The organism is Collinsella aerofaciens, from assembly GCF_039758815.1.
GTDB classification, from domain to species: Bacteria; Actinomycetota; Coriobacteriia; order Coriobacteriales; family Coriobacteriaceae; genus Collinsella; species Collinsella aerofaciens_BP.
Genome location: NZ_JBDMSK010000003.1, coordinates 34513 through 53594, shown reverse-complemented (window position 1 = coordinate 53594; position 19082 = coordinate 34513). Strand labels below are relative to the sequence as shown.

Annotated in this window: 14 protein-coding genes; 3 read left to right on the top strand and 11 right to left on the bottom strand. The window is 61.6% G+C overall.

Annotated features, from left to right (window positions below; all coding sequences use genetic code 11):
- Window positions 1-21 precede the first annotated feature (21 nt).
- The 3 genes from ABHT90_RS03270 to ABHT90_RS03260 all read right to left on the bottom strand — a co-directional run bounded on the left by ABHT90_RS03270 (window position 22) and on the right by ABHT90_RS03260 (window position 3307).
- The gene (locus ABHT90_RS03270) at window positions 22-558 is read right to left on the bottom strand and encodes a PTS sugar transporter subunit IIA (RefSeq protein WP_035136613.1); all 537 of its coding nucleotides are present in this window, start codon (window positions 556-558) and stop codon (window positions 22-24) included.
- Between the two features lie 140 nt (window positions 559-698).
- Window positions 699-2147: a glycoside hydrolase family 1 protein gene (locus tag ABHT90_RS03265; RefSeq protein ID WP_346981601.1), complete on the bottom strand. Its 1449-nt coding sequence runs from the start codon at window positions 2145-2147 to the stop codon at window positions 699-701.
- Window positions 2148-2314: 167 nt separating this feature from the next.
- Entirely contained in the window at window positions 2315-3307 is a 993-nt protein-coding gene (locus tag ABHT90_RS03260) for an AraC family transcriptional regulator (RefSeq protein WP_346981599.1), read from the bottom strand.
- A 114-nt stretch (window positions 3308-3421) separates the two neighbouring features.
- Here ABHT90_RS03260 and ABHT90_RS03255 point away from each other — a divergent pair, with 114 nt between their 5' ends.
- Together ABHT90_RS03255 and ABHT90_RS03250 are read left to right on the top strand one after the other, a co-directional pair.
- Window positions 3422-6013, top strand: coding sequence for a hypothetical protein (locus ABHT90_RS03255; protein WP_346981597.1), 2592 nt, complete (start codon window positions 3422-3424; stop codon window positions 6011-6013).
- Between the two features lie 166 nt (window positions 6014-6179).
- A complete protein-coding gene (locus tag ABHT90_RS03250) occupies window positions 6180-7034 on the top strand; it encodes a MurR/RpiR family transcriptional regulator (RefSeq protein WP_346981595.1) in 855 nt (284 codons plus the stop codon).
- 143 nt (window positions 7035-7177) lie between these two features.
- Here the strand turns inward: ABHT90_RS03250 and ABHT90_RS03245 are convergent, their stop codons facing one another.
- Window positions 7178-7798 carry a helix-turn-helix domain-containing protein gene (locus ABHT90_RS03245; protein ID WP_055250846.1) on the bottom strand — a complete coding sequence of 207 codons (621 nt, stop codon included), beginning with the start codon at window positions 7796-7798 and terminating at the stop codon, window positions 7178-7180.
- 404 nt (window positions 7799-8202) lie between these two features.
- On the bottom strand, window positions 8203-8886 hold the full coding sequence (gene pyrE, locus ABHT90_RS03240) for an orotate phosphoribosyltransferase (protein WP_117630014.1): 684 nt from the start codon (window positions 8884-8886) through the stop codon (window positions 8203-8205).
- Between the two features lie 438 nt (window positions 8887-9324).
- Between pyrE and mgtA the strand changes: the two genes are divergently transcribed.
- Window positions 9325-12093: a magnesium-translocating P-type ATPase gene (mgtA, locus tag ABHT90_RS03235; RefSeq protein ID WP_346981594.1), complete on the top strand. Its 2769-nt coding sequence runs from the start codon at window positions 9325-9327 to the stop codon at window positions 12091-12093.
- 81 nt (window positions 12094-12174) lie between these two features.
- Here the strand turns inward: mgtA and ABHT90_RS03230 are convergent, their stop codons facing one another.
- The 6 genes from ABHT90_RS03230 to ABHT90_RS03205 all read right to left on the bottom strand — a co-directional run bounded on the left by ABHT90_RS03230 (window position 12175) and on the right by ABHT90_RS03205 (window position 19021).
- Window positions 12175-12861: a hypothetical protein gene (locus ABHT90_RS03230; protein ID WP_055285325.1), complete on the bottom strand. Its 687-nt coding sequence runs from the start codon at window positions 12859-12861 to the stop codon at window positions 12175-12177.
- A gap of 35 nt (window positions 12862-12896) precedes the next feature.
- On the bottom strand, window positions 12897-13652 hold the full coding sequence (locus ABHT90_RS03225) for a hypothetical protein (RefSeq protein ID WP_346981593.1): 756 nt from the start codon (window positions 13650-13652) through the stop codon (window positions 12897-12899).
- A 76-nt stretch (window positions 13653-13728) separates the two neighbouring features.
- On the bottom strand, window positions 13729-15291 hold the full coding sequence (locus ABHT90_RS03220) for a hypothetical protein (RefSeq protein ID WP_346981592.1): 1563 nt from the start codon (window positions 15289-15291) through the stop codon (window positions 13729-13731).
- Window positions 15292-15308: 17 nt separating this feature from the next.
- A complete protein-coding gene (locus ABHT90_RS03215; RefSeq protein ID WP_346981591.1) occupies window positions 15309-15761 on the bottom strand; it encodes a hypothetical protein in 453 nt (150 codons plus the stop codon).
- A gap of 145 nt (window positions 15762-15906) precedes the next feature.
- Complete coding sequence (locus ABHT90_RS03210; RefSeq protein ID WP_346981589.1) at window positions 15907-17445, bottom strand: helix-turn-helix transcriptional regulator; 1539 nt, start codon at window positions 17443-17445, stop codon at window positions 15907-15909.
- A 262-nt stretch (window positions 17446-17707) separates the two neighbouring features.
- Window positions 17708-19021, bottom strand: coding sequence for a glycoside hydrolase family 140 protein (locus ABHT90_RS03205; protein WP_346981587.1), 1314 nt, complete (start codon window positions 19019-19021; stop codon window positions 17708-17710).
- Window positions 19022-19082: the final 61 nt, after the last annotated feature.

Sequence of the window (19082 nt, the reverse complement as noted above, 5' to 3'; positions counted from 1 at the left end):
ACATCCTTTGAACGCCGCAGTTTACTTGCGAACGACCTTAACGATGGCGTCACCGGCGGCGACGGCGGACTCTGCCTCAACGGTGAGCTCGACGTCGGCAAACTCGGCGGTGTTGGACACGGCCACCACGACGCAGTCCTTGTAACCGGCAGCGGCGATCTTGGCGCGGTCGATCTTGAGTATGGGCTGGCCAGCCTTCACAACGTCGTCGGCCTTGACGAAGCCCTCGAAGCCATCACCGTTCATGTTGACGGTATCGACGCCAACGTGCACCAGAACCTCGATGCCGCTATCGGACTGCAGACCCACGGCGTGACCCATGGTGACGGTCACCTTACCGTCGCAGGGAGCGTAGACCAGATCGTCCTCGGGCCACACGGCACAGCCCTTGCCCAGAACCTCGCCACCAAAGACGGGATCGGGCACGTCGGCCATCTTGATGACCTTGCCCTTGACGGGCGAGCACAGCACGTCGGCGCCGGCAGAAGCAGAGATGGAGGCCGGAGCAGCGGCAGCCGCGGGCTCAGCCTTCTTCTTGAACATGTCAAACAGACCCATACGTTTTCTCCTCTTGATTAAGCGCAACGTTGTGCGCATGCCTATGGTGATTATAGTGCCAAATGGTTCAAATGCTAAGGTGGGGACTCGAATCGCGAGCCCATCCCAACGCTTTTCCCCGGTGGCACTCATATTGTCGATTAATCCAGGCCCTCGGCACCGTTGGACTTGATGATCTTCTGGTAGGCGTAGAAGCTGTCCTTGCGGCGGCGCTCGTAGGTGCCGGTGCCGTCGTCGTACTTATCGACGTGAATGAAGCCGTAGCGCTTGCGCATCTCGCCGGTGCCGGCGGAAACCAGGTCGATGGGGCCCCACCAGGTGTAGGCGATCAGGTCGACGCCGTCGGCAATGGCCTCGCCCATGGCCTTGACGTGGCTCTGCAAGTAGGCGATACGATACGGGTCGTGGATGGAACCGTCCTCCTCGACCTCATCGTAGGCGCCCATGCCATTCTCGACCACCATCAGCGGAATCTCGTAGCGGGCGTAAATCTCGTTGAGGGCGATGCGCAGACCCAGCGGATCGATCTGCCAGCCCCAGTCGGTGGACTCCAGATAGGGATTCTTGCCGCCAAAGGTCATGTTGCCCTCGGTCATCTCGTGATCCTTGTGGGTGCCCACAGTGCCGGACATGTAGTAGCTAAAGGTGTAGAAATCGACCTTGCCGTCGGCGATATCCTGCAGGTCACCGTCCTCCATCACAAGCTCGACATCGTTCTCGGCCCAGAAGCGCTTGGCATAGAACGGATACTTGCCGCGCACCTGCACGTCGGAGCAGTACCAGTTCATGGTATTCATCTCCTGCTGCGTGGCGAACACGTCGGCCGGATCGCACGTGGCGGCATAGGAGAGGATGAAGCAGTCCATGTTGCCCATCTTAAACTGCGGATAGTGCTCGTGGGCATAGCGCACGACGCGGCCGCTGGCGACAAACTGGTGATGCAGGGCCTGCATACGGGCCTGCGGCGTGGTGTGGACCGCCGAAGCCGGGCCCTCAAAGCCCTGAATCATGCTGGTCTCAAAGAGGTTGCCCATGTCCTGAGTGCCGCAGTTGATCTCGTTGAAGGTGAGCCAGAACTTGACCTTGTCCTGATAGCGGTCGAAGACGGTCTGGCAGTACTTCTCAAAGAAGCCGATGAGCTCGCGGCTCGCCCAGCCGTTGTATTTCTCGACCAGGTGATAGGGCATCTCGTAGTGCGACAGGGTCACGAGTGGCTCGATATTGTGAGCGCGCAGGCAGTCGAAGACGCGGTCGTAGAAGGCGAGGCCGGCCTCGTTGGGCTCGGCGTCGTCGCCGTTGGGGAAGATGCGGCTCCAGGAGATGGACATGCGGAACATGTTGAAGCCCATCTCGGCGAACAGCGCGATATCCTCCTCGTAGTGATGGTAGAAGTCGATACCGTCATGGTTGGGATAGAAACGGTCGGGGTCGATGTCGATCGTGATCTGACGCGGCTCCTTGTAGCTGCCGCCCAGGAAGTGGTCGTCGACGGAAGGGCCGCGGCCGTCCACGTTCCAAGCACCCTCAAACTGGTTGGCGGCGGTGGCGCCACCCCAATAGAAGCCCTCGGGGAACTTGATGTTTGCCATGAGCATCTCCTTTGCATCGCGGTTCGATAAGCCGAGTATCGCCCACGCACGCGACAGGCAGGGGCAGGGGTGCCAAACCCGACACTTCTTTTCGCAGACGCGCGCTGCAACAGCGCTGCAGCTGAAACTTTTTGACACCGAAGGAGCGAAGACGATCCGCCCCGCGCTTACCGGCGGTATGCCGCGGGGGTGCAGCCATACTTGTCGTGAAACTTACGGTAGAAGAAGCTCATGTTTTCATAGCCCACCGCATGCGCAGCCGCCCCGGCCGTGGCGCCGCCGCGCAGAAGCTCGGTCGCACGTACCAGGCGTCGCTCCTGCACAAGCTGCCTAAAGGTCTTGCCCACATGGCGCTTGAGAAGCGCCGTCGCATAATTAGGGCTCAAGCCAAACTCCGCCGCCATCCCCTCGAGGGAGCATGCAGCGAATTCGCGATCGATATAGCCAAGCATTCCCGTCACCAGGGCAGTGGGCCCCGCCGTGCCGTCCGCCGCGCCGCGCACCAGCTCGCGCTCGTAGCAATCCATGAGCTCGGCCAAAAACAGCTGAAACAGACGCAAGACGATCTCGGGACCGTTGGGGCTCGGGTCGTACAGCTCGCAGAGCATCTCCTGCATGTAGCGCCGAATCCGACGGCTCTCGCCGCAATGAAAACGGACATGGCCCCGATGGTCCGTCTCGCTGTTGAGCGCGTTGAACAAAAACCGCGAGACCGCGCTCTCGCGCGAGAGGCTCGACTCGAGACTCCGGCGCAAAAAAGAGCGTGAAACGGTCATGCTTAGCATGATGTCGTCCTCACCAAGCGCCGCCACGGCATGCGGGCAGAGGGCGTCGAGCAAAAGCACCTCGTTGCGGCCCAGCTCGAGCCTCTCCCCCGCCACCGTCTGCGGGCAGCGTCCGCGATACACATAGCTCAGCTCCACGTAATCATGCACGTGCTCGGGAACTGCATTAAAGCGCGAGTTTTTCCTTATCGTCAGGCCACGCGGCATGCCGGGCTGGGCATAGGCAAACCCTGGCTGCCCAATCTTGCGCACTGGGCATCCGTCGATTTCGACATGCTCGGTCATAATCGACCAATCAAATGCCATGCCGTCTTTATAAGCGATCTCACTGGTGCTCAGTTCGCTGAGCCTACGCTCGAGCTCGTCGATCTCCATGGCTTGCCAATCGTTGATTTGGTCATAGTTCGTCGTGATTCAGATATTAGCAGAACGCGCCGACGCGTCCATAATCTGTGCTATGCAGCAGATCGATCGAGCCAAGGAGGATCCATGACCGCGTACTATCAGCAGGTGCTCGAGGGCACATACGACAACCACGTGCTTCCGTTTTTGTGGATGAAGGGCGAGAGCCATAAGACCATTGCCGAGTATCTGGAAAAGATCGCCGGCGCCGACATCCACGAGGTCTGTCTCGAAAGCCGCCCACACCCCGATTTTTGCGGCGAGGGCTGGTGGCGCGACTTGCGCTTTGTCATTGACGAGTGCAGGCAGCTGGGCCTTAAGCTCTGGATCTTGGACGACGCGCACTTCCCCACGGGCTTTGCCAACGGCGCCGTCAAGGAGGCCGTGCCCGAGCTCCGCAAGATCGTGCTCACGCACCGCACGTTCGACATCGTGGGCTCCACGTCCGCCGCGAGCATCGCGCTCGCCAACATGCTCGACAAAACGGAGCGCTTCTACGGCGTGACATTTATGCAGGACGGCAGCCCCGTCGACGTCGCTTACCGAGTAATCGACGATGCAGACGGCAACCCCAGCCGTCTGGTCTTCGATGCACCTGCGGGCCTCACGCAGGCATGCGTGATGTTCACGAGCGGCAAGACCTCCTACAACGAGGACTACATCAATATGGTCGACCGCGCCTCGGTGGCGCAGCTCATCGATGCTGTCTACGAGCCGCATTTTGAGCATCTGGGCGATGAGTTTGGCAAGACGATCCTGGGCTTTTTCTCCGATGAGCCCGGATTTGCCAACGAGAAGGGCACCACGGGCCCCGATGGCATCTCGGACACGCTCATCGGCAAGGCCACCGCGCCCCTACCCTGGTCGGCCGAGCTTGAGCGTCGCCTACGCGCGGCACTGGGCGAGCGCTACCTGGCCGAGCTCCCGCACCTGTGGGACCGCGAGCCGGCCGGCGCGCACGTACGCCACGTCTATATGGACATCGCAAGCACCCTCTATAAGGAGTGTTTCTGCGACCAGCTCGGCGACTGGTGCCGCGCGCGCGGCGTGCAGTACATCGGCCACGTTATCGAGGACAAGGACTGCCACGCGCGCCTGGGCGTGGGCGCCGGGCACTACTTCCGCGCCGTGGGCGGTCAGGACATGGCGGGCGTCGACATCGTGATCAACCAGCTGGTACCCGGCATGGACCGCGGCCTTCACAGCTACGGACGCGGCGTGTGGGACCTCGAGTTCTATAACTACGTGCTGCCCAAGCTGGGCTCCTCGGCAGCACACCTCGACCCCAAAAAGCAGGGGCGCTGCATGGCCGAGGTCTTTGGCGCATTTGGATGGCACGAAGGCCTACGCGAGATGAAGTGGATCGCCGATCATTTTTTGGTGCGCGGCGTCAATTGGTTTGTGCCGCATGCCTTTAGCATGGCCGCCTTCCCCGACTGGGACTGCCCGCCGCATTTCTATGCGCATAGCCAAAACCCCCAGTTTGCACACTTTGGGCAGCTCATGAGCTACATGAACCGTACGGCGAGCCTGCTGAGCGGCGGGCGCGCAACGACCCCGGTGGCGCTTCTCTACCATGCGGACGCCGAGTGGGCAGGCAAGGCGAACTTTATGCAGCATGCCGCCTCCGAGCTTTTGCGCGCGCAGGTCGACTTTGACATCGTGCCGGCAGAGGCATTTGAGGACGCAGGGCGCTATGCCGTTGAAATTGCCGCAGACGGTAGCGGCTTTAGCGTGAACGGCCAGGCATACCGCTGCCTGGTGATGCCCGGAGCCGAGTTTGTCGGCGGAGCCGTGCTCGACTTTGCCGCGCGTGCCGCAGCCGCAGGTGTTGCCGTGCACGCGCTGGATGAGTTGCCGAACAAGCGCTACGACGGTGACACTGCAGGCCGCGAGGGCTTTGCCTCCCTGGATGCAGCCGCGGTCGCCGACATCAAGCTCCTGGCGACCACCGAGCTCGCAGACACACTTGCCAATACCGGCATGCAGACCGTGGTTTGCGCCGAGCCCCAGCCCTGGCTGCGCGCACTGCGCTACGAGCGGGCGGGCGAGAGCTATCTGATGCTCGTCAACGAGCATCCCAAGCAGGGTATCTCCACTCAGATTGCGCTTGCCGACGGCACACCCGTTGCAGGCGCGCGCCTCGACCTGCTCAACGGCACCGAGCCCGCCGCCTTTGACGGCACGCTCGAGCTGGCTCCCTACGAGAGCTGCATCGTGGTCCTTGGGGCTACAGGTTCCGTTGCTGTGGCAACCGCCGAAGACGAAGCCACATGCGTCGACGGGCCCTGGACGGTTGCCTTCTCTACCCCTGGCACCGATGCCTTTGGCGAGTCTGTTGAGCTTGCGGACCTGCACGACCTTTCCTCGGCCGAGTTCCCCGGCAAGGCCGGCACATTCCGCTACCGGGCTTCCTTTGTCCTGGGCGAAGCGGCCAGCCGCACCGTCATCGACCTTGGGGAGGTCTTTGAGACCGCAACCGTCACCCTCGACGGCAAATCCCTCGGCACACGCATCTGTCCGCCTTACCGCTTTGAGGCCGGCGCGCTTTTGGCCGGTGAGCACGCGCTTACGATCGATATCATCAACACCCTCGACCACGCCGTCCCCGACATGTTCGGCATGACCGAGCCCTCCGATCCCAGCGGCCTCTTGGGGCCCGTACGCGTGCTCGGGTAACGCCCCGGGCGCAAACGGCCCAACAAGGACAGCGCCCCTATGTTGGCCCCGCGCAGCGTCGAGCGGTCCGTCGTTCATAGACCGGCGGACCAAAACTCCCAGCCAAGCCGAACGTTTTATTTATCGCTATGATTGGTTTATCGCGACGCAAACGCATAGGAGCCATATGGATATCAGGCGGAAGATCACGCAGGGCAAAAGCCTCACCCCCACCGAGCAACAACTTGGGCGAACGGCCCTCGCCATGGGTGAGGATGTGCGCGGGCTTTCCATTAAGGAATTTGCCGCGTGCGCCAACGTTTCGGTCGCGAGCGTGCACCGCTTTTGCAAAAAGCTCGGCCTCGAGGGATTCAAAGACCTCAAGGTCGAGCTCATCCGCCAGGCGACCGAGGCGGGCAACCGGCGCGACGTGGACATCAACTTTCCCTTCGATGCCACCTCCACCCCTGCGCAGGTGATGGAGCGCATGGAGGGGCTCTACCAGACCACCTTGGCCGAAACGCAGGAGCTGCTCGACCCTGCACAGCTCGACCACGCCGCCAAGCTCATCATGCGCGCCGGCACCGTGGACATCTACACGGGCTCGCATAACCTGTATCCAGCGGGAATGTTCCGCGATCGCTTGCTTTCCGCCGGCAAAAGCGCGACGTGCCACGACAGCGTCGAGGCGCAGGTGCGCACGGCGCTCGCCTCGGGTCCCGACCATGTGGCAATCGTCATCTCCTACAGCGGCCTTGCCCCCAACCTCAAGGAGATCTTGCCGATCCTTAGCAGTCGACATGTCCCGGTCATCGTCATCGGCACGCCGCACTGTGCCCGCATTCACCCCGGCTTTGCCGCCTATCTCACGGTAAGCGACCACGAGAGCATAACGCACCGCATCACGCAGTTCGCCAGCCATATCGCCGTGCAATACGTACTCGATTCGCTCTATAGCAGCTACTTTGCCAAAGATTACGCCCGCTGCTCCGAGTTCCTAGAGCGCTCGTTCCCCTACACCCGCCTGCCCGGACTCAAGTAGCGACGAGCGTGGATTTTCGGACACTAGCCTAACGAGCGTGGATAATCTCCCATTTTGAGCCCGCACACAGGCCAAAACCGGGAGATTATCCACGCTCATTTTGGGTCCCCCGGGAACGCATGAGGAGGGCGGATAGACAGCCGTTATTTGCGAGGCGTCAGCGACGTAAAGAGTCCGTGTTGGTTGCAGTAAAGATATATCCTGCCGCGCCCGGTAATATGGAAGCGCGGCTGCACCGATTGCTCTGGATAGAGCTTCTTAAAGCAGATGCCGTCCATAGTCGCATATGCCACAAAGCTAATGTAGTGATCCTTGGTCATGGGATGATCGAGCGTGACGTACCAATCGTCCTCGATGCGCTCGATGGAAAAGGCGTGGTCCGCGTCCGGCTCTTCGGCCTCCTGGGGAAACATCGTGGAGCCACAGCAGCTAAAGCTGCCTTCTCCGAGCGCGTGCACAACGTTTCCGCAGATAGGGCAAACGTAAAAGACGCCTTTGAGCATATTGCCTGCACGGTTGGCGTTGGCCCGAATGTCACCAGCCAAAAGCTCGGCCACGCTTATGCCGAGTCTCTGGGCCAAAGGCTCAACGAGGGAAATGTCGGGAAGGCCGCGGCCGGATTCCCACTTGCTGACGGCTTTATCGGTCACGCCAAGGCTTTCCGCCAGGGCGCGCTGGGTGAGGCCGCGCTCTTCGCGCAGCTGCTTGATGGCATGCGCTGCCAAAAAAGTATGGGAGGCATTGGTTTGCCGTGTCTGGTTCATGGGCTGTCCAATCAAATTGAAGAAATGGAGTGAACCGGTTCGACAGTCAGTATCCATTTGAAGGCCAGGCTCGACAACCTACGCTGCGCAGACATGCGCCAATCGAACGAGCGCGGATTTTTGGACGCTCATCCTGAGTAGTCATTTAAGAACGTCCCTAATGACCACCCCAACAAGGAGTGTCCCAAACTGCCGGCAGAAAAGGAACGTCCCCAAGTGCCACATTTGGAGCAAGATGACGCCGATGTTTTGGTAGCGACAGCGAAAACCCGCCAGAGCGAGCAAGGTGCCTTGAAACGAGGCGGCATTGACCTTCTGGTCATGCCGCCGAAGTTGAAAGGCAGATTGCCGCTCTGGCGGGTTTGCAGCGTCGAGCTGTTACGGCGTTTGGTAAAACGCCGTAACTACTCTCGGGCTCCGTACTGCTCGTAGTAGGCGTCGATGGCTGCCTTGAGCTCGTCATCGATGACGACCTTGCCGTCGATCTCGTGGTTGTAGAGGGTCTCGACGACCTCGGCCATGGAGACGATGCTCGCGACGGGGAAACCGTACTTGGCCTCAATCTCCTTCTGCGCGGTGGTCACGCCGCCCTTGCCGACCTCCATGCGGTTGAGGGAAACGATCAGGCCCTTAATCTCGACATCGGCAGCAGCCTTAACCTTGGGATAGGTCTCGTCGATGGACTTGCCGCTGGTGGTGACGTCCTCGACCATGACCACGCGGTCGCCGTCCTGGGGCTCATAACCCAGCAGGTTGCCCTTATCGGCACCGTGGTCCTTGGCCTCCTTGCGGTCGCAGCAGTACTTGACCTCCTTGCCGTACAGCTCGTGGTAGGCAATCGCGGTCACGACGGCCAGGGGAATGCCCTTGTAGGCCGGCCCAAACAGCACGTCAAAGTCGTCGCCAAAGTTATCGTGGATAGCCTGGGCGTAATACTCGCCCAGCTTCTTGAGCTGGTAGCCCGTCACGTAAGCACCGGCGTTCATAAAGAACGGGGACTGACGGCCGCTCTTGAGCGTAAAGCTGCCGAACTTAAGGACGTCGGACTCGACCATAAACTTGATGAACTCTTGCTTGTAAGCCTCCATGCGGGCTCCTCTCGTAATCGCGTACGTGCTCTCCAGTTTAGCGCAGGCGAAGCGTCGATGCGGGCGCGCTTTGAGGCCACGGCATTCTGTAAAGGCTTTGTCAGAGGGAATGGTTTTCCGAACAATGGGGTTGACATGTCAAACCCCCTCATCAAGAATACGGGCGGATTAAAAAGGGGTACGAGATACCCAAAGCGCGCTGCGCTCAGCCTTTAGGAGGTGTGCCATGGAAGGCAGTCCTAGTCGAAAAACCTGCATGTCGCCCTCGGCACGCCGCGAGGACTCCGCACACGCATAAACGCCACCGACAGATCGTCAACCCCCCACAAAGGCGCCTGCCCCCTTTGTGGTGGTTCGTGAGCTTGACGTGAGCGACATCTAGGTTTTTTGCAACTCAATACGACACGTACGCTAACTCCCTTCAACAAGGAGGACCCTATGCTGATGCTCAAAACCGCCACGGTTCTCGAAGCCATCTCCAAGCGCCGCCGCACGGCACGCCCTGCCGCTCACACCGGCCTGTCCAAGAACACCATATTCGCCACCACCCATAGTGCCGATGACGCTCTCGTACTGCTTGACGCCACGGCAAACGGCCTCACCGCCGAGCAGGCAACCGAGCGCCTGTACGCCTCCGGCCCCAACACCATCGAGGCACCGACCAAGACGCTCGCCCGCCGCATCGCCGACGCGTTCATCGATCCCTTCGCCGGCATCCTCGCCGCGCTTGCGCTGGTCTCGCTCTACATCGATGTGCTCGCCGTGCCCGAGCCGCAGCGCGACCCCTCCACGGTCATCGTCATCGGCATCATGCTGCTGGTATCGGGCGGTATGAAGTTTATCCAGGAAGCCCGCAGCGGCAATGCGGCCGAGGCCCTCAAGGACCTGGTCTCCAACACTTGCACCGCCCTGCGCGACGGCGAGCACATCGAGATCCCCTTCGACGAGCTCGCCCCCGGCGATGTGATCCGTCTCTCTGCCGGCGATATGGTGCCGGCAGATGCCCGCATCATCACCGCGCGCGACCTGTTTGTCATCGAGTCCGCACTCACCGGCGAGAGCGAGGCAGTCGAGAAGACCGCTGCCGTCACCGTCGTCGAGGGCGCCGACGGCTCCGCGCTGCCACTCTCTGCCTGCAAGAACATCGTCTTTACCGGCACCTCCGTGCAAAATGGCACCGCCATGGCACTTGTCGTTGCCACCGGCTCGGACACCTACCTGGGCGGTATCGCCAAGATGCTCAACGGGCGCAGCGAGAAGAGCGCGTTTGACCGCGGCGTCTCGAGCGTCTCCATGCTGCTGGTGCGCCTGATGCTCGTTATGGCGCCGGCCGTCTTTGCCATCAACGCCGCCACCAAGGGCAACGTCATCGACGCGCTGCTGTTCGCCACGAGCGTGGCCGTGGGCATCACGCCGCAGATGCTTCCCGTCATCGTGACCACGAGCCTGTCACAGGGCGCCAATGACCTCGCCCGTCGCCAGGTTATCGTCAAGGAGCTGCCGGCGATTCAAAACCTGGGCGCCATGGACGTCCTGTGCTGCGACAAGACCGGCACCCTCACCGAAGACCGCATCGTACTCGAGCGCTACCTCAACACCAACGGCAACGAGGACACACGCGTGCTGCGCCATGCGTTTTTGAACAGCTTCTTCCAGACCGGCCTCAAAAATCTTATCGACCTGGCCGTAATCGACCGTGCCGATGTGACACCCTCGACCGTCGCACCCGATTCCATGCTGGGCCAGAGCCTGCGCGACCGCTATACCAAGGTCGACGAGGTGCCCTTCGATTTCTCGCGCCGTCGCCTGAGCGTAGTTGTCTCCGACGCCCAAGGCAAAACACAGATGGTTACCAAGGGAGCTGCCGAAGAGATGCTCGAGATCTGCTCCTTTGTCGAGGTCGATGGCATCGCCCGGCCGCTCGCCGAAGACAAGCTCGCCCAGATTCGCAAGCAGGTCGCCGATCTTAACGCCGAGGGCCTGCGCGTGATTGCCGTGGCACAGAAGACCGATCCGCGCTGCGTGGGCGAGTTTAGCATCGCCGACGAATGCGACATGGTGCTGATGGGCTTTTTGGCCTTCCTCGATCCGCCCAAAGCAAGTGCCGCGGGAGCCGTCGCCACGCTCGAAGCCAAGGGCGTGGCGGTCAAGGTCCTGACCGGCGACAACGACCGCGTCGCCGCCACCGTCTGCGAGCAGATTGGTATCGATGCGAGCAACGTCTTGCTCGGCTCCGAGATCGATGCACTCGATGACGCCGAGCTTGCCGAGCGCGCCGAGAAAACCCACCTCTTCGCCAAGCTCTCGCCACTGCAGAAGGCACGCCTGGTGCGCGTCATGCGCGAGATGCTCGACCACACCGTGGGCTTTATGGGCGACGGCATCAACGACGCCGCCGCCATGCGTGCGAGCGACTGCGGCATCTCGGTCGATTCGGCCGTCGACATTGCCAAGGAATCCGCCGATATCATCTTGCTTCAGAAGGACCTGGGCGTGCTCGAGCGCGGCATCATCGAAGGCCGCCGCACCTACGGCAACCTGCTCAAGTACCTCGAGACCACAGTGAGCTCCAACTTTGGCAATGTGTTGTCCGTGACCGTCGCGAGCCTGTTCTTGCCGTTTTTGCCCATGAGCGCCCTGCAACTGGTGCTGTTGTCGCTGGTCTACGAGATCGTATGCATCGCGCTGCCGTGGGACACCGTCGACGACGCCTGGACTGCCCGTCCGCGCGCCTGGGACGCCGCGTCCATCAAGGGCTTTATGCTCGAGCTGGGCCCCGTGAGCTCGCTGTTTGACATCGTGACCTTCGCCGCGCTCTTCTTTGTGGTGTGCCCTGCCACCGTAGGCGCAAGCTGGTCCGAGCTTGCCGCCGCGGGCAACGTCACGGGCATGGCAGCCTTTGCGGCGCTCTTCCAGAGCGGCTGGTTTGTCGAGTCCATGTGGTCGCAGACGCTTGTGATCCACATGCTGCGCTCCCCGCGCCTGCCGAGCCCGCGTGACCACGCCGCGCCGGCACTGTGCGCTCTCACCGTGCTGGGCCTGGCGCTCGTCACCTGGCTGCCAGCAAGCCCCATCGCCGATGCGCTCGGTCTCATGACGCTACCCGCGAGCTTTTTCGCGCTGCTCATCGGCATCGTCACCGCCTACATCGCGCTCACCCAGCTGGCAAAGCGCCGCTACATCGCCCGCCACGGCGAGCTGCTGTAGCACGGTGAACCGCCTCAGTAGACAGCCCAAGGGCAAAACCACCACAAAGGTGCCTGTCCCCTTTGTGGTGGTTTTGGTGCGCTATGAGGCGTTAGTCAGGCGGCTCCAGAGCTCGTCGATATCGATTTGGTCGCCGCCGCTCAGATAACCGGTGTGAATAAAAGACTCACTATAGATATAGATGTCATGCGCGCTGTCGCCATCATCTTCGGTGTCGTAGGCCGAAATCACGTAACGGCTGCCGTCGAGCGCCTTGACCAGCCAATACACGGAATCGTCGATTGTGCACTTCTCCTGCACTATCGCCGCATCGCCGATTGCGCCGGTGAGCGCACGATCGCCCGTCGTATAGCCGCCCACCGAGAGCAAAATCGCCACGCTATCATCTCCGCCGCCCGGCTCAAGTTCCTCGTACTCGGACTCCGAAAGCGGTATCGCGCTGTTCGCAAGTTCGTCCACGTCATCCGAAATCTTAGAAAAGGTAAAGGCGAAAAGCCCCGCGTCATCGGCGGCACCGTAGCCCACGCTCTCGCCTTGCCACTCATAGTTTTGATGCTTGAGCAGGCGCACCAGGTCGGCGCCGTCCAAGTTGATCGCAGCATAGACCGTCACGTTGGCGTTGTCGTCTACACAGGCGGCGTCCGCCGTGGTCGCCTTCTTGGCACCGCCCGCGCCGCCCAATCCGCCCGAGCAGCCAGCCAGCGCACAAGCCAGCACGCCCGCGCCTGCCACAAAGGCCGCACGGCTCATCACCACTTCATTCATCATGTTCGTCCCTCGCTATGGTATTGGCCACGTCGCACCTAGCCGAGCGCGCGTCCAGTCTTTTCCTGCCAAAATTCGTCTATCGTCGGAGCACCGCCGCCCTGGGTAAACCTACCGGTCTTGATAGCCTCCTCGGTAATGAGATCCAAGCGGTAGTCACCGTTTTCCATCGGGCTCACCATGGCAACGTGCCGCGCCATGTTGGAACCGTATACGCACGCGATCCATGAGCCCGAAGTAATCTGCGCCCGGTCCTCGACCGGCACGGAAAAGCCCGCGATAACATCCTCGCAGCTCGAATAGCCCGAAAGTTGCAGCGTGAACATCACGGTGCTTCCGGTGCCGCCCTTGTCGAGCTTTCCGATTTCGTCCTCGCCGAGCCATTCGGTCGCGCCGTCCTTGCTGATATTGCAGACGCTGAGCACGTGTCCCGCCTCGTCCTCGTACATCTCGAGCGCGTCTTGCCAGGTATAGCCCTGCTGCGAGGCAAACTCCTGCAACTGCCAGCCCTTAAGCTCGAGGAGTGCCGAGATGCTGATGTTGCGGTGCGCATCCCAGCAATCATCCGACCACGTATCGAACGCATCCGCCGAGCCGCTGTCCGCGCCCGAGCCGCTGTCCGCGTCGCCGGAATCGCCCGACGTCGCACCCGCGTCCATCTTGTCCTTTACCGGGCGGTCGTCGTTAAAGCCCGTCGCATCCTGCGTCCGCTGTCCGCCGCACCCCACAAGCGTCAGCAGCGCCGTTCCCGCCGCCGCGACAAATGCCGTGCGCGAAAGTACCGTCTCCCTCATCATTGTTCCTTTCCCGTTCTTTATCACCATGCCGAGAAACACACCCGGCATCGATTCACACATAAGCCGCCTCACGCTATTGACGAGGCAGCTCCGTCCAGCCAAAACCGGGTTCAAAACCATCGCGTGTACCGATCACATCGCCCGAACCGTTGACCCAGGCCTGGTCGGCCATCACCGAGACCTCGACATCGGTGCCGTCGGGTCTGGCGTAATGGTTGACCCCGCGAATGGCATCGGAATACGAGGCAGCGCCCGTCCCCACGCCCGCGCTGGAAAAATTGGCGGCGCTGGCAGCCATATTCGCGGCGTGCTGACGGTCGCTGCGATCGAACCACGCCTGCTGGTAGCTGTCGAACGCCGCCTGTTGCGAGGCATGCATCTGTTGCCAGGCTGCAAACTGCTGTTGCTGCTGGGCAATGTTCATCTGCGTGCGTTGGCGCTGCTCAAGCACCATCTGCTGCTTTTGAGCGCACGCTTCGCGCGCAATCGACGGGTTGAGCCGCAGAGTCGACGCCATTGAGGCAAGCGCCGTGGAGGCCGCCTCGTCCAGACGGCCTTCCGGCGCAACCAGGCAGAAGCTGTCCCTGATACGCCACTGCAACAGGTCTGCCGCGCCCAGCTTGAACGGCGCCCCGTCTGGGCAATCGCCCTGATCCGGAGCCTGATCTTTCGCGGCGCGCTGACCCGCCGCCGCAGCTGCCTGGCGCTCGCGCAGGCGCTTACCCAGAACGCCACCGATCAGTCCGCTCGAAAGGCCCGCGCCCAGCAGCGCCTCGGCCCCGGCGGCAACGCCTTTACCCACAGAACCCGCGACTCCACCGATCGAGACTACATAGCCCTCGACCTTTGCCGCCACTGCAAGCTCGGTAGGCGCCGGGACGCCCGCGAGCCGATATCGACGCATGCGGCACTCATAGACCACATCGCTCGGTTCCATCGAAAAGCCCTGAATCGCAAAGTCGTTTGCAGCCTCGCGCTTTACGCGAGCACGCTCATGTTCAATATCGCCTGCCGCGCTCGACGGATAGGGTTGCTCGGCCACAACCTCCGCCCGTGCGCCCAATTGCGCCGCGCAGGCTTGAGCTAACTCGTCGCACGCCGCCTCCACGTGCACAAACGCCTTGCGCTCGGTTTGCGTGGGGATACGCTTGGCAACGGCGCCCGCGTCCACGTAGCAGAGCTCGGAGCGATACATGATGCGTTCGCCCGCCGGGCCTGCCGCCGTCACGCCAACTGAAATCGGGCAGTCGAAACTACTGCTGCGCTCAAGATGCGCCTCTTCGATACGCCAACCCCGCGGCAGCGCCACTTGCGCGAGCGCTTGGCCGCCAGAGGCATCGCATGCGGTGTGGAGCTCAAGGTCGCCGACGCGGGGAGCATCCGCTGCGGCCACGTCGCGGACCGGCGACGCGGCGTCGGCATCCTGCATCGGCACATCGACCGGCGCGTTCGCGCTCGGCTCACAACCTTCGCCCGCGCCATCATCGGCAGCCGCCCCATTTGCGTGTTCCGCGACACCCGGGTCATCCTCAACGCTCTCAAGCCGAACACCGCAGCCCGGGCAAAATCGCACCGGCACGCCGGCGACCCGCGGCAGCTGCATCCCGCACGCCGGGCAGAATCTCAAATCACTCATCCCGTACACCCCTCATTTCATTGGCTGTTCTTGATGGCGGCTAGCTGTCGCCACAGTTCATCGGCACCGTCAAGGCGATATGCCGTCTTGTCGAGCACGATATTCCCGCCCTCGAACTCCACCGATTGCTCCGAGCCGTCTTCATAGACAAAGACGAGCGTGCGACCGGCATCGCTCATCCGCTCATCCACCGCACCTCCCACGGTGCAGCCATCGAGCGCGGCAAAAGCCGATGCGACCAGTTCGGAATCGTCGGTCTCATAGACCGTCCGCGCCTCCCCGTCCTCGACAAGCTTGACCGCCACCGGAACGGCAGCGCAATCGTTGAGCGACACTTGCGCGGCAGTCTTTCCTTGAGCGCCATGGTCGCCGGCAACGTAAACTCGCATAAGTGTCACCGCCGCGGCAAAGACCACCACGGCGATAAGCGCGCCCGCAGTTTTATTAGACGCGCAACCCCGAGACGCCATAGGTGCACCCCCTCCGTTCTGCTCTGCTCAGCATCACATTCATATGCCTTTGAGCACCAAAACGGCAGGTGACAAATGTCTCATATTCATATTTTTGCAGATAAAAAACCACCACAAAGGTGCCTGTCCCCTTTGTGGTGGCTAGCTAGTCTTGGGGTGTCCAGGACCAGAAGAAGTTGATGAGGGCTACGCGCGAGGAGGCACCGGTCTTTTTGTTGATCGAAGCGATGTGGCGATAGAGCGTGGAGCGCGAAAGGAAGAGTGCCGCCGCCACGTCCTGCACGCTGTCGTCCGAAACGACCAGTGCCTCCAGAACATCGCGCTCGCGCTTGGTGAGCCCAAAGGCGGCAACGAAGCCATCGAGCCGATCGTCAAACGAAAGCTCCGGCGCCTCCAGGGGCACCGTGTCGGCCCGGCCGGGCTCACAGCTCACGCCAAGATCGTCGGTGGCAAGCGCTAGCCCGCCGTGCGTCGCCTCGCCCTCACCGTCTTGTCCAAACTGTCCCAACAGCGAAATCGCGATGCCGACAAACAGCACGAGCACGACGCTCACTGCCGCCAGCACGTTTTGACTCGAGACAATCGCCACCGCCGGAGCCGTCACGAGTATCGAGCAAACGTTGTTGATAACACGGCCCATGCACGGCCATAGATACGCCCAGCGGGCATACATCGAAATCGCGGCGAACTTCGCGGTGAAGAACACCACGAAAAAGCCCGTGCCAAGGTAAAAGATAATCGTGGCGGCAAGCGTGTTGCCACCGTTGCCATCGGTGATAAGCACAAAGAACGAGAGCGTGGACAGCATGGCGGCGCACGTCATGATGATATTCATATACGAACGCCCACGCAGGTCATACAGGACGCCGGCGGCAAGGGCGCTCACAACCAGCAGCAAGCGCGGCCAGTCGCCCAGATCGATAGCGCCAGCGGCATGCGAGGTCGTAAGGCCGGCATTGAGGGCCGCGAACACGCCGGTGAGGCAAGCGGTCGCCACCGTCAGACGTACCACGGCACCCTGAAAGGCCGCCTTTGCCTCGGGGTCATCGTGCCACCTGGCGCCACGCTCCGACGCATCGACCGATAGCTCGGCAATCTCGAACTCGGACGCAGGCTCATCACGCAATTTAGCGCGGCGGGCACCGTGAAGCAGCCCCACCAGCGCAATCGCACAGGCAATGAGAACAGACTTCTGGGGAATGCCCGCAGGCATCACCATATGGTTGAGCACCTGCACCAAAATGCCCGCAGCATAGGAAACCGCCACGGCGCGCGCCAGGCAGGGCGTCTGCGCAAAACGCCGCGCAAGATTGGCATGGGCGGTCGATCCGCAATAGCCCAGCGCACAGCACGCCACCAGGCCGCCGGCAATTAGCACCTCAAACCGCACTGCCATAATCATCAGCAGCAACGCCGATACCAACAGCACGCCTGTAATATCGCTCGTCGCATCGATCGTCTGGGGACGGCGATAGTACAGAAATGGGCGCACGAAAAAGCCAATCACGCTCGCGCCGACGACGATACTCTCGTAGATAACGACCTCACTCGATGGCACGAACTCGGCTATGCGCACATCAAAGAGATACTCGCACGTCAAAAACGTGAAGAAGAACAGCGCCAGGCATATAATCTCCCGAATGCCCCGACGCAAATATGCGGTTGTGTCTCCCAGGTCCCTCATGGTAACCCCCACCCGCTTAGATGTCCGGAAAACCATTTTAATGGAGAATGGGTCTTAGTATCCACGCAATGCCCGAACTGTTACGCATCCGGCGCAAATGCCCCAACAGCAGTTGCGGTGAAATAGTTCCTGTTTGACCCCCCCCGGGCTGTCATTTAGGAACTATTCCACCGCAACATATAAAGGGGACTGGGTTGTTGATATCGGAAAAGGGAGGGAGGTGCCCGGGCCGAGGGAGCAACTCGGGATCGAAGCTCGAGCGTTAGTGCTCGGGCGTCAGGATCACCAGGGCGTCGTGCTCAAAGGAATGCTGAGCCACGCGCACGGTGCCGTCGCCATTGTCGCGAACGGGCAGCTTGGCGATACGCTTGGCCTCCATGTCGAGGGCCGTCGCCGACCAGCCGCGCACACTATCGAGCTTAAACTTGAGCGCCGTGGTGCGCGGCAGGTACGTGACGACACGATCGCCAACGCGCGCCACACGAATGGCCTCGCGCGCGTCATCGAGCAGCTCCTGCGCCGGAACCACGGCAAGTGCGTCATCGCCAGCCGTAGCGCCCAGGCCGGCAAGCACATGCTCGATCGCGCCAAAGTCCCAAACGCCCGCAAACTGCAGGCACTCCTGCCAGCGGAACGGCATATCGAAGCCCTCGCCCAGCACCGAGCCCTGGCTCTTGCTGGTCTGCCAGTTCCAAACGCCGTGCGCGCCATAGGTCACACCTGCACTGGCGCCGGCGAGGATCGACGACCACACGCTCGCGCGGCAGTCCTGCGCGGTGAACCGCCAGTACACGTTGCGCGAGGCGCCCATCTGCTCGTAACAGGGCTCGGAGTTGACCATCGGCTTTTTGGGATAGTTGGCGATAAAGTCCTGCGGCAGGCGCCAGGCCTCGGGCTGGCCCTCGTAGTTGTGGCCGGGCTGGAACATGTAGAAGTCCAGGCGGTCCAGGTACTGCAACGGAATGGTGCGGTTGCCGCGGTTGATATGCATGGTGCGCAACGCTTCGGGCGCGCGCTTGACAACTTCGTCGAGGGCATCCTCGTAATAGGCGATCGCCTCGTCGCTGGTAAAGTCGGTATCGCCCGTCACCACATAGACGGGGTCGAACTCGCCCAGGTTCTCGACGACGCGGGCAACGTGGGCACGGACCTCCTCGCGCGGCATAACCTCGGCACCGCAACGCTCAGCAATCTTGGCGCCCCAGGTACCGGGCACGTAGTTGCACCACATAAGCACGAGTGCCGGACGAATGCCGTGCTCGACGGCAGCGCGGCACATGGCAGCAGCACGGTCCCAGTACGCCTGGTTGGGACGGGACCAATCAAAATGCACGCCGTCCTCGCTGGCATAGGGCCAAATGCCCAGATCGGGACAGCAGCGGTCCCACTGCGGCAGCGTGTTGATCTGCAGCACGTTCATGCCCTGCTCGGCGCGACGGGTCAGATAGTAGTCCCAATCGGCCTCGGTAATGCTCGTAAACGCGCTCCAGCACGTATCGGCAAACCAAAAGAACGGTTTGCCCTCGCACAAAAAGCCGTCCTGACGACCGTTAACGGTCAGCTTTCCCAAACTCATCTGCATGTCCTTTCGTTTGATAAAGGAGTTGCGAACCGGCAGATTCTTTCGCGGTAACCCT

What these genes read in the sequence shown, in the direction of transcription:
- ABHT90_RS03270 (WP_035136613.1), bottom strand. Translation starts at nt 558, where the DNA reads ATGGGTCTGTTTGACATGTTCAAGAAGAAGGCTGAGCCCGCGGCTGCC.
- ABHT90_RS03265 (WP_346981601.1), bottom strand. Translation starts at nt 2,147, where the DNA reads ATGGCAAACATCAAGTTCCCCGAGGGCTTCTATTGGGGTGGCGCCACC.
- ABHT90_RS03260 (WP_346981599.1), bottom strand. Translation starts at nt 3,307, where the DNA reads ATGGAGATCGACGAGCTCGAGCGTAGGCTCAGCGAACTGAGCACCAGT.
- ABHT90_RS03255 (WP_346981597.1), top strand. Translation starts at nt 3,422, where the DNA reads ATGACCGCGTACTATCAGCAGGTGCTCGAGGGCACATACGACAACCAC.
- ABHT90_RS03250 (WP_346981595.1), top strand. Translation starts at nt 6,180, where the DNA reads ATGGATATCAGGCGGAAGATCACGCAGGGCAAAAGCCTCACCCCCACC.
- ABHT90_RS03245 (WP_055250846.1), bottom strand. Translation starts at nt 7,798, where the DNA reads ATGAACCAGACACGGCAAACCAATGCCTCCCATACTTTTTTGGCAGCG.
- pyrE (WP_117630014.1), bottom strand. Translation starts at nt 8,886, where the DNA reads ATGGAGGCTTACAAGCAAGAGTTCATCAAGTTTATGGTCGAGTCCGAC.
- mgtA (WP_346981594.1), top strand. Translation starts at nt 9,325, where the DNA reads ATGCTGATGCTCAAAACCGCCACGGTTCTCGAAGCCATCTCCAAGCGC.
- ABHT90_RS03230 (WP_055285325.1), bottom strand. Translation starts at nt 12,861, where the DNA reads ATGATGAATGAAGTGGTGATGAGCCGTGCGGCCTTTGTGGCAGGCGCG.
- ABHT90_RS03225 (WP_346981593.1), bottom strand. Translation starts at nt 13,652, where the DNA reads ATGAGGGAGACGGTACTTTCGCGCACGGCATTTGTCGCGGCGGCGGGA.
- ABHT90_RS03220 (WP_346981592.1), bottom strand. Translation starts at nt 15,291, where the DNA reads ATGAGTGATTTGAGATTCTGCCCGGCGTGCGGGATGCAGCTGCCGCGG.
- ABHT90_RS03215 (WP_346981591.1), bottom strand. Translation starts at nt 15,761, where the DNA reads ATGGCGTCTCGGGGTTGCGCGTCTAATAAAACTGCGGGCGCGCTTATC.
- ABHT90_RS03210 (WP_346981589.1), bottom strand. Translation starts at nt 17,445, where the DNA reads ATGAGGGACCTGGGAGACACAACCGCATATTTGCGTCGGGGCATTCGG.
- ABHT90_RS03205 (WP_346981587.1), bottom strand. Translation starts at nt 19,021, where the DNA reads ATGAGTTTGGGAAAGCTGACCGTTAACGGTCGTCAGGACGGCTTTTTG.